Origin of the sequence: Acetobacter sacchari (assembly GCF_017377715.1) — a bacterium.
In the GTDB taxonomy this organism is placed as follows: domain Bacteria; phylum Pseudomonadota; class Alphaproteobacteria; order Acetobacterales; family Acetobacteraceae; genus Acetobacter; species Acetobacter sacchari.
Window position 1 is genome coordinate 160,880 of sequence record NZ_JAFVMF010000011.1, and the last position, 10,607, is coordinate 171,486.

Below are 10,607 nucleotides of genomic sequence, written 5' to 3' on the forward strand. Positions count from 1 at the left end.
AACTGTCTCTTTTGCGTCTTACCTGCTGGCGGAGCGACTTGGTAGCCTGTGAGGTACCATAAGAAGCGTGCTTCTGCGGAGAGCCCTTAGTCGGCCAAAACCGTCCTGGGCGCAAAAGTATTGTAAAAAATTCTAGGCGACGTTCGATGCTAACCGATTTTTCGTGCTGCAGGCATTGATAGTCTACGTGAAAATGTAAACGTGCCCTGCCCTCATGCCGCTATCGACGAAACAAGACGCCTCAATCATATATCCATGAAGCTGGCTATTTAATACGCTGCCGGAACCGCGTCGACCAAGCCTCGTCGTATCTACAGCTACACAATAATTCTATCCAGTCATTGATTTTATTTTCAAATAATAGCACTCTGCCTGCACGATATTTACTGGAGGGCGTCGTCGAATTCGCGCTCCCCCACTACGGGAACCGCCTAAGACATGGACAAGCGCCTCGCCCTTTTTGCTCTTGCGTCTATTTATTACGTGACGCCGCTTTACGCGGATGCGCCTAACGTTCAGGCGGAATCAGTGAAGCCAGTGCTGAATTTCCAGCGCCTGACATTAAGCACTGGCGGCGCTCGCCCTGAGGTGTGCCTGAAATTTGATCGTCCTCTCGATAGCACAGCAACGCCACAGTATGCGGACCATCTGACGCTGACGCCCAGCCTGCGTCCCGACGTCCGGGTTGACGACCACGATCTTTGTATTGGCGGTCTCGCGTGGGGCGCGCGTTACCAAATTGCATTGTCCAGCGGTGTCCATGACGCCGACGGCGGACGGCTCGCCGCGCCTGTCCATGTTACAGTTTCGACGGGCGACCGCACGCCGCAACTTGCGCTGGGCGGTGGGGGCTATGTTCTGCCACGCAAGACCGCGGCTGGTGTTGATGTCCAGACAGTCAACATGGATCATGTGCGCGTCGCGGTCTGGCGCATGTCGCAGGCGTCGTCCCTGCGTCTGACTAACGGCAGCGACGATTATCCCCGCGTCGATCTCTCAACAAGTGCGATGAATTCGTGGGAGTTCACGCGTCTGCGAGACTCCCAGTTGACCAAAATTTGGTCGGGCGTGCTGGACGTCGACAATAGCCGCAACGCAACGGTCACCACTGCTTTCCCGCTTGCCGGGCTTATCCAGGGGCAGAAGCCTGGGCTTTACCTTGTGACTGCGGAGAATGCGGCGACGCCTTCCTCGCGTAGTCTTCTCGCGCCCGACGCGTCACAAGATGGGATGGGCGCGAATGACGGTTCGCTTGCGGCGCATTGGATCAATGTTTCAGATCTTGGCCTCTCGGCCATACGAGGGCAGGACGGACTACATGTCTTTGCGCGCTCACTCGCTACGGCGACGCCGCTTTCCGGCGTAACTGTTACACTGACCGCCCAGGGCGGCGATGAGCTTGGCGTCGTGAGGACCGATAAAACGGGTCAGGCAATTTTTGCGCCGGGTCTGATGCGTGGAGCGCGCGCGGAGACGCCGACGTCAGTCGCCGCCAACGGGCCGGACGGCGACTTCGCGATGATTCGCGTTAACCAGTCCTGGTTCGATCTCTCCGATCGTGGCGCCGATGGGCAGCCCATGCCCGGTGAACAACAGGCTGAACTGGTTACGGATAGAGGGATCTATCGCCCGGGAGAAACGGTTAACGTGACCGCGTTGCTGCGCGATCACAGAGGCAACGCCCTGTCGTCACAACCATTGATCCTTGTGTTGACGCGCCCTGACGGCGTGGAAGCGCGCCGCGCCACGCTGCCTGCGCGTTCGGGCGGCGGATTTGTGACGACCGAGGCATTGACCGACAGCGCGCCGTTGGGATCATGGACGCTCAAGGCATATGCAGACCCAACCTCCGCACCGATTGGCTCTGCCAGTTTCGACGTTCAGGACTTTGTGCCGCAGACGCTGGCGGTCACTGTATCTGCGGATTCAAAAACATTCCCTGTTGATGGTCCGATGAACGTCAAGCTTGACGGCCGGTATCTATATGGGACGCCCGCTGCAGGGCTACATGGCGACGGCACAGTGAAAATTGTGGCGGATGATGCTCCGATTGAGGGTTTGTCCGACTATAGCTTCGGGCTGAACACGCAAAAAGTACAAGGCGACGAGCAAAAACTGACGGTTCCGGATGCTGATCCGCAGGGGCATGCAACGATTTCCGTTCATCCGGACGTGCCCTCCGGACTGACCATGCCCCTTAAGGTCGAGATCAACGCAGCGATGCAAGATCCCGCCGGTCGCAGTGTCGGCCAGACGCTCACGCTACCTCTCGCGCGTACGCGGCCGCTCATCGGCGTCAAGACCCATGACAGCGGTGGCGATGGCGACACCCAAACTGTTCCGGCCGAAATCGTAACCTTCGGGCCTGACAACAAGCCTGTCGCGGTGAAGGGGCTGGCCTGGAGCGTCGTGCGTGAGAATATAGTTTATGACTGGATTCACGATGATGGACGCTGGAGTTTCCGTGAACATGTTCTTGATGAACCGGTTCAGCATGGCGCCACGGATACCGGCGCAGATGGTCACGCCGCGCTGTCGGAGTCCCTGCCCCCGGCACGATATCGTCTGGTCGTCACGGATCCGGCTACCGGAGCGGCGTCGTCGCGCGAGTTCTATGTCGGGTGGTGGTCCGCGGGAGATGACAAACCGACCGCCCCCGACCGCCTTGTCGTAACCGCAAAGGACAAGATCCTTCCCGAAACGGGCGCTACATCCGTCCATATTGACGCACCTTTCGCCGGCAAGGCCCAGATTGTCGTGGCGACCGACCGTATCGAAAGCGTCCGCGACGTTGATGTTCCAAAAGGCGGCGTCGATGTGCCTGTAAAGGCTAGCGCCGACTGGCCGGGGGGCGCCTATGTCCTCGCGACGCTCTACCGTCCGCTTAATGCTCCTGCACGATCCCATGAGCCGACGCGCGCCGTGGGGTTGACCTACGTTGGTCTGGATCAGTCGGCGCACAAGTTGGCGGTGACGCTGGACGCTCCGAGCGTGATTCGACCTCAAGGCAAGCTGACTGTGCCCGTCACGGTTCATGGTGGCGCCGTTGGACCGATTCATCTGACGCTTTCTGCTGTGGACAAGGGAATTCTTGGTCTGACCGCCTGGACGCAACCCGACGTATTCAAGGCGCTCTACGGGAGAAGGGAGCTGGCCGTCGACGTCACCGACACCTACGCGCAACTGCTGTCGCCAACGGGTTCTGTCGGCGCAATTCATGAAGGCGGCGATGAGGGCGGAGGCCCAACGGGGTTAGGCGTGACCTCAACCCGGGTCGTCTCCTTGTTCTCCGGGGAGGTCACGCCGGACGCCAACGGCCGTGCTTCGGTCACTCTGGACGTGCCTGATTTTGAGGGCGCGCTGGGCCTTATGGCGACGGCATGGCGTGACGACGCCGTCGGCGGTGGAGAAGCGGAAACCGTCGTCCGGGATCCCGTTTTCGCCGATCTGACGTTACCCCGGTTCCTCGCGCCAGGCGACGCTGCAGTCAGTCTGGTTTCACTTGTGAACACGGATGGCGCGCCCGGGCGTTATTCCGTGAGTATCAAGGCCGATGGGCCTGTTGTCGCCACAGGGCCGCACGAGTTTTCGGCCGATCTTGCGCAAGGCGCGCGGCAGGGATTTTCGACCACTCTGACTGCTACCGCGTCGGGTGTTGGTCATATGACGGCGACCTTGCGCGACGTGGGTGGAAAAGTACTGCTTACCCGTAACTGGGACATGCAGGTCCGCTCGGGCCACCTTCCCCTGACGCAGTCGATGCTGCGCAAGCAGGCGCCGGGCGAGAGCTATACCGTCGATCCTGCGGCGCTCGCCGCCTTCGAGCCCGGAGCTTCGGTGACAGTGAGCTATTCGGGTATCGGTGGCGTAGATACGATCGGACTCTTGCAATCTCTGGAAGGTTTTGCGTGGGGGGATTCGGAAAGTCTGGCGTCGGCGGCCCGACCGCTGCTGCTCTTCAGGGGGCACAAGCAGCTCGGTCTGGAAACCATAGCTGGCGGCCCGGACAAACGCATACGCGACGCTGTCGCCACGCTTCTGGACCGTGAGGACGCAGGTGGACGGATCGGCGACTGGCGTTTGAACGACGGCGGAACCTTGCCATGGACGCAGATTTATCTGGTCGATTTCCTAACCCGTGCGAAAGTCGCAGGATACGCTGTGCCCGACGACGCGCTCAGGCATGCACTGGACTGGCTCGATACGGAGCAGGCGCAGGGGCGTGCCTCCGAAGATGGTGAAAATGCACGGGACAACTCCGTTACGCCCGATACGCGAGCTTATGCGCTTTACGTTCTAGCGCGAGCAGGACGCCTTGACGCTCCCGCGCTGCGCGCCTTGTACGACAACGTCGACACGGTGGGAGGACATGGCGCGCGAAGACTTTTCTGGGGCGGGGGCGATGCGGCTGAGGCCACGCAGGCCGATGCGTTGGCGTTAGGTCACCTTGCGGGCGGACTTGCCTTGTCCAGCCAGCGTAAGTCGAGTGACGACGTTTTCGGAATGGCTGTAGACGCATTGGGGCCGCCGCGCGTCGGCCGCCCAGGATTGTTCGACTGGACGTACTGGGCCTACGTTCGAGATCTGGCGGGCCTGACCCCGCTTGCTGCGGAGAGCGGTAACGGTGGTCTTGCCCAGAAACTCGCCGATCGATTTGCCGATCTGACGTTAAGCCCCGCCGAACTACCTGATCAGACCAAGACAGGCCTTCTGGAAACCGCCGCCGCCATGAACCGCGACGTCGCCGGCAGGAGCATAACCGTGAACGGGCAGGTCCAGCCGACGCCTTTGCAGTTGCCGCTCGCATTCACGCCGAACTCGTCGGAGCTGCAGGGCTATAAAGTCACCAACTCGGGTTCGACCCCGCTCTGGTTGGCGGTTACGACGACGGGTTCACCCAAGGAGGTGACAAAACCTTTAATGCAAGGCTTTACGCTCACTGTCACCTCGCGGACGATGAGCGGGGAGCCGGTTGATATCGCTCACCTGCGACAGAACGACCGATTTCTGGTCGTTATAGAGGGCGCCGCGGACGATCACGACCTTCATCACTGTGTCATCGCGGACATGTTGCCAGCGGGATGGGAGATCGAGGGCCTCGCAAAAGGTGCGTCAAATGACGATGACAGCGACGAGAGCAAAGATAACGGTGGTTTTTCGTTTCTTGGCGAAACAAGCGTAACGCGTTCCGTCTCGCTGCAGGATGATCGCTTTATCGCCGCATTCGATCTGCATGGAGACAGAATGGCGAACGCCAACAAAGAGGGTGCGCTGAAGGCGTCGGAATTCCGACTGGCTTACATTGTGAGGGCTGTGACGCCGGGTCATTTCCTGCGTCCGGAAACGATCGTGCAAGACCGCTATCGTCCGACGTTAACCGCACGCTCAGCCGCCGGGACGACCGATATAGCGACGCGATGACGTTCGTTCAGCGAGGCCGACGTGTTGCGTTCACGACGCTTGCGCGATTCAGTAAATCACGGCGTGGCCTGTTTTTTCCAGCCGCCGGGTTCGTCGCGCTTTGCACGCTTGCCGTGGCGGCGGACTATTTCTTTCCGCCCGATCTGTCGCGCGCGAAACAGCAAGCCCTGATTCTCAGGGACTGCAACGGCTTAAACCTTGACGCACGTGTCAGCGCAGATGGAAGCTGGAGACTGACGACACGAAGCGTCGACGTCGATCCGGCATATCTCACCCTGCTGTTGAAAACCGAAGACCGACGCTTTTGGTGGCATCCTGGGGTAGACCCGTTTTCTGTCATGCGTGCAGCGTGGCAACTTGCCTTGCGCGGCCATATCGTGTCCGGAGGATCGACGCTGGCGATGCAAACTGCGCGCCTGCTCACGCCTCATCGCCATACGTGGCGTGGTAAAATTGAAGACGCCTTCCGCGCGATCCAGCTCGAATGGCGTTACGGTCATGCGGGCGTACTCGATTTATATCTGACGCTCGCGCCCGAAGGAGGCTCTATTGAAGGCGTGCGTGCGGGTTCCCTTCGCTGGTTTGGGCATGAGCCGGAGCGTCTCAGTCTGGCTGAATCCGCTCTGCTCGTAGCCCTGCCCCGCCGTCCGACAGCTCTGCGTCCCGATCGGCATCCTGACGCGGCGTTACGAGCGACCGCCAGGGTTCTCGCCAATGTGAACGCAGCCCCACCAAGCGTCCTGGCTCTGCGGCTTGAGGCTGCCCGTATCCCGCATGACTCCCCTTCCCTGCTCGCGCATGAGTGGCGAGGCGGTGTCCGTGGGGTTTTGCGAACGAGCCTTGACCGCGCCCGGCAGGAGACCGTGCAACGTATCCTCCGCGCTGTATCGCCGCCGCGTCGCGGAGGATGGGCGGCCCTCGTGCTCCGTCGTGATGGAAGCGTCATGGCATGGGTCGGCAATGCGGGCAACGAGTGCCCGGGCTGCGATGCAGATATGGTTACAGCGTGGCGTTCACCCGGATCCACAATGAAACCGTTCATTTATGGTCTGGCGTTTCAGCAGGGACTTCTGACTCCCGACACAATCGTCCACGACAACGCGGAACGATTTTCGAACTATACGCCTCGTAATTACGATCGCGTCTTCCACGGAGCGATCACAGTCCGCAAGGCGTTGCAGCAATCCTACAACCTTCCTGCGGTACGGGCGCTTGACCTGATTGGCGCACGCTACTTTGCGGCGACGCTGCATGACAACGGCGTCGATTTAAGATTGCCCGGAGGAACGTCGCCCAGTCTCGCCATAGCGCTCGGCGGCGCGGGCGTGCGCATGCTCGATTTGGGGCAACTGTATAATGCGCTCGCTCGCGGGGGTCTGAGTTCTCCTCCCACCATTTCATGGCCTGCGCCCAAATCCCAGCCCACGCGCTTATTCAGTACCGGCGCGGCGCGGCAGATTTTGTCCATTCTCCGCGGCGCGCCAATGCCTGTCGGGTTAGCCAATGCCCGGGATCGGGACCTCGCGTTCAAAACTGGCACGTCATATGGGCAGCGCGATGCGTGGGCTGCGGGCGTGTGTGGCGGGTGGACCGTGGTCGTTTGGGGCGGCAGGCCTGACGGCGCTCCAAGCCCCGGTATCACAGGCCTTCGCCTTGCGGCTCCGTTAATGGTGCAGATCATGAATACCTTGCCAATCGAGCCAACAGAAATGGGCGCGCCCTTGCCAGCTTTGGGTGAATTATCGCCATCTCTTGAGATTTTACCGGAACGGCAGGGACCGCATATAGTGTCACCACCAGATGGCGCTGTTGTGGAGAGCTTTGCGGACGATGGTTCAGCGACGCCGATCGGATTGGAAGCATCCGGTGGGGCGCAACCCTATCGCTGGATCATCAACGGTCGCACTTTGTCGGTGGAATCTGGCGTTACGCCTTCATGGTTACCGGACGGGCCGGGATTTGCGCATGTTGCGGTGGTCGATGCTCAAGGACGAGGAGCGGCGGCCACAGTCAGGGTTCGATAAGCAGAGGCAGCGATAGACTAGGCCACGATTTTTCTGTAGAGCATCCCTGAATATGCGCGCATCATATTTCCGCTTGGGCAACATCCATAGGGTCATTAGAGCGCCTTCGAACAATGTGTTTATTTTCTGAAAAGATTAAATAAAATTATTATGAAAATAAGTTTATTAGGAATCAAGGGTTTTGTTAGACACCGGAACGAATAAGCGGTGTGTATTGGCTCGTGGGGCTGGCGCAACGCTGACTGTTGGACTATTAGCATCGGGGTAAAGAATTCAGTCTAATGATGAATGCGTAATAACTTTCCAGTAGGTATTCATGCTTATATCGGATGAAATTGCAGTGGTTCCTGTAGGAGTTTCTTGCATAAACGGGTATCAGATTGCTCGTCTAAAAAATAGATTCGAGAAGAAATTCGGTTGCAGTTTGATTGAAACTTCTTCTTTTTTTCGTTTTATATACCAAAATCCCCAAGGTATATCAAAATTTTTTGAAAAATATGTTTTTTTGGAAGAAAATATCTCATCATATGATATTTTAATAGAGAATCATTCATCTCAGGCTCCGTACATTCCTGAAACGGGAACATGGTTTGTTCATGACGAACCAGAAAGATTATCGCGAGAAACTGGAGTAGTTAGAAGTATTGATGAAATTATTTTGCATGTAAGGTCAAAATACTCGTACCTACTTGAAAAAATGAGAGCATTAAAACACAAAAAAAACGGGTTTTTATTTTTGGAAACGCGGATCTGGAGCCGCGTTCATGGGATAGATATCTCAATGGATCGATTGACTGGCAGTTTACTCGTGAGGATATCGTTTCTGTCTGTCACTCCATTTCTAAAGCATACCCTCAAGGAGAGAATATCTATGTTTTTGTTGGGAGTAAACATAACGTTATTGACGAGATCGATATTTGCTCGGCTCACTTCCTGAACGGAGCGAATGAATGGCGAGGAAACGACAAAGAGTGGGACGATTTATTCGAGTGTATATCTTTCAGTACAAACAATAGGGAAATGAATCTTAAGTTGAATAGAGATACCGTATCAAAAATAAACCACGATAATTATTACTGTAGTAAAAATGAGGAAATTCAAATTTCTGAAACTGCTGTAAAACGCAAAGATATGTCTTTTTATATTGAATGCTTCGCATCGGAAAACGTTTTATACGGCCCTTACATTCGGTTAACGTCAGGTTTATATGAGGTCGAACTAACCATCGATACTCACAGTTTTAAGGGTGCAGGAATTCTGAAGATCACAGCAGATTGCGGACGTAGCGAGCTAACATCCCGCACTTTCGATATGAATGACATTAAAAGATTAGACGGAAGTATTAAAATACGTTTCAATATAGGCCACGATATAAAGGATACGGAAACTTGCCTCTCCGCGGATGGGTCACTCGTCTGCGATCTAAAATCTATCCGTATTTCCAGAATTTAAAGAGTAGGGCCCTGTTGCCATTCGTTGCCACTCAACTTGTAGCTGAATCGGAGCGTTTGATAGATATCCCGGCACGAATACGCATTGCAAAGAAAAACACATTGTTCGTTATTTATACTGGAAAATTCTAGAATTACATCCTATTCTTTCGCCGCTTTCACTGGTTTTGAGCCGGTGTAGCCCTGATTAGCCCATGGTAGTTCCACGCTACCGTCTGTTGCCTGCTGAATGGCTTGCGCGAGCGGACCGGCTTCTGCCTGGCCATCCTGTTTGCCGGGATGACGTGCAGGGCCAAAAGATGCTCCAGAGCACCGACTGCCATCTTTTCGCACCATCATACCCAACGCGCAAACCACTCTCAGCGGTCGAACGCAGTGTCCGGCTGTCGATTCGCCGCTTTCGGCTCGGCTTGCTCTCTTTCAGCCAGAAGCGGCACGGCCCGAAGATCGTGGACAACAGCCTCGAAACATCCTCCGTCCATCCAGCGCCGGGATTGGTGATAAACCGCAGTCCACGGTGACAGATCGTTAGGCATCGCGCGCCATGCTATATATTGTTGCTCTATTAATATATTCTGAAATAATATCGTTCTGTGTTGAATTGGCATATAAGTAAACTGTTATTTACAGTGTCGCCTTCATAGCATACGCGTGACGATTTTTCTCTCGGCAAACAAGTCTACGCTCAGGATCTGTTAATTCATTGAGCTGAGCTGAGCTGTGTGTTGTGGCTCACAGGCTTACCGATGGCGGGACGGCCTGTGAGTGATTTGTTTTTGCTGTCTGAACGCCAGATGGATCTGATCAAGCCGTATTTTCCTCTGGCACATGGCCTGTCACGAGTGGACGACAGACGGGTTTTGAACGGGATCGGTTATATGGTCCCTGACGATTTTCAGCAGAGACGCCCGGAAAGGATGAGGCTCACACAAGATTTTATGCAACGGCTTTTCCTCTGGAGCTTCCCAGGTGTTTTCGACCGGATATTTACAGCGCTGACAGAACAGGCTGACCGCTAGAGGTGCCCGAGGATTGACGCAATACGCCTCAAGGCTCATCGCAAGCAGCTTCTTCGCTCAATAAGGGCTTTTCCCCGTCATATTGGGTGCACAAATGGGGGACTGAACACCAGTCAGCATGCCGTGTGTGACGTCGAGGGTCAATTCGCCCCCCCGTCGGCATCTAGCCACCTCCAAACGGTCAGTGACTTTAAGGGGGGGGCTGATATACCGCTGGCAGCCTTCCCGACGAGACAGAAGTGGTCATTGGCGACCGGAGTTACGACAGCAACCAGACCAGACAGGCGCTCGTCGAACGTAGCATCGCCACCCGCAATCCACCGAAGATGAGCAAAAAATCAACCCCGTCTTGCAACTGGCCTCTGTACAGGAGCGGCACCATACAGTCACGTCGACAAACCACTTCGCCGCAAGCTTTATCCTCTACCATAAAGAATGTGTGCCGAGCGCAATCGCCAGATACGGAAAGGTCGATGCGATCCCCCACGTTACAATTTACGGCATATTCGAAAATTGATTTTATATATCGAGTTATCATATTTTTTATATTGTTGAAATACTACGGCGTATCGTCAGTAAATCGCTGAGAGTATTGTGTGAGGGTTGTACTTTCTGTTGCTCTGTTCTGACTGTTTTCCCGGTTTTGGGGGAGAGAAACAGATGCGGCGCTACGGTTTACGCGATGATCAATG

5 protein-coding genes are annotated in these 10,607 nt (G+C 55.9%); 4 read left to right on the forward strand and 1 reads right to left on the reverse strand.

Features of this window, described 5'->3' with window-relative positions:
* The first annotated feature begins 438 nt into the window (after positions 1–438).
* From J2D73_RS11780 to J2D73_RS11790, 3 genes are all read left to right on the forward strand, one after another.
* On the forward strand, positions 439–5,421 hold the full coding sequence (locus J2D73_RS11780) for an alpha-2-macroglobulin family protein (RefSeq protein ID WP_207881745.1): 4,983 nt from the start codon (positions 439–441) through the stop codon (positions 5,419–5,421).
* On the forward strand, positions 5,418–7,445 hold the full coding sequence (gene pbpC, locus J2D73_RS11785; RefSeq protein ID WP_207881746.1) for a penicillin-binding protein 1C: 2,028 nt from the start codon (positions 5,418–5,420) through the stop codon (positions 7,443–7,445). The genes J2D73_RS11780 and pbpC overlap by 4 nt, the downstream gene beginning before the upstream one ends.
* 316 nt (positions 7,446–7,761) lie before the next feature.
* Positions 7,762–8,382, forward strand: a complete 621-nt coding sequence (locus J2D73_RS11790) for a hypothetical protein (protein WP_207881747.1) — start codon at positions 7,762–7,764, stop codon at positions 8,380–8,382.
* An 873-nt stretch (positions 8,383–9,255) separates the two neighbouring features.
* Here J2D73_RS11790 and J2D73_RS11795 read toward each other — a convergent pair.
* Positions 9,256–9,432 carry a hypothetical protein gene (locus J2D73_RS11795; RefSeq protein ID WP_207881748.1) on the reverse strand — a complete coding sequence of 59 codons (177 nt, stop codon included), beginning with the start codon at positions 9,430–9,432 and terminating at the stop codon, positions 9,256–9,258.
* A gap of 225 nt (positions 9,433–9,657) precedes the next feature.
* Between J2D73_RS11795 and J2D73_RS11800 the strand changes: the two genes are divergently transcribed.
* Positions 9,658–9,915, forward strand: coding sequence for a hypothetical protein (locus tag J2D73_RS11800; RefSeq protein ID WP_207881762.1), 258 nt, complete (start codon positions 9,658–9,660; stop codon positions 9,913–9,915).
* Positions 9,916–10,607 lie beyond the last annotated feature (692 nt).

Excerpts from the sequence above, each read along its gene's own strand:
- J2D73_RS11780 (WP_207881745.1), top strand. The coding sequence starts at position 439 with ATGGACAAGCGCCTCGCCCTTTTTGCTCTTGCGTCTATTTATTACGTG.
- pbpC (WP_207881746.1), top strand. The coding sequence starts at position 5,418 with ATGACGTTCGTTCAGCGAGGCCGACGTGTTGCGTTCACGACGCTTGCG.
- J2D73_RS11790 (WP_207881747.1), top strand. The coding sequence starts at position 7,762 with ATGCTTATATCGGATGAAATTGCAGTGGTTCCTGTAGGAGTTTCTTGC.
- J2D73_RS11795 (WP_207881748.1), bottom strand. The coding sequence starts at position 9,432 with ATGCCTAACGATCTGTCACCGTGGACTGCGGTTTATCACCAATCCCGG.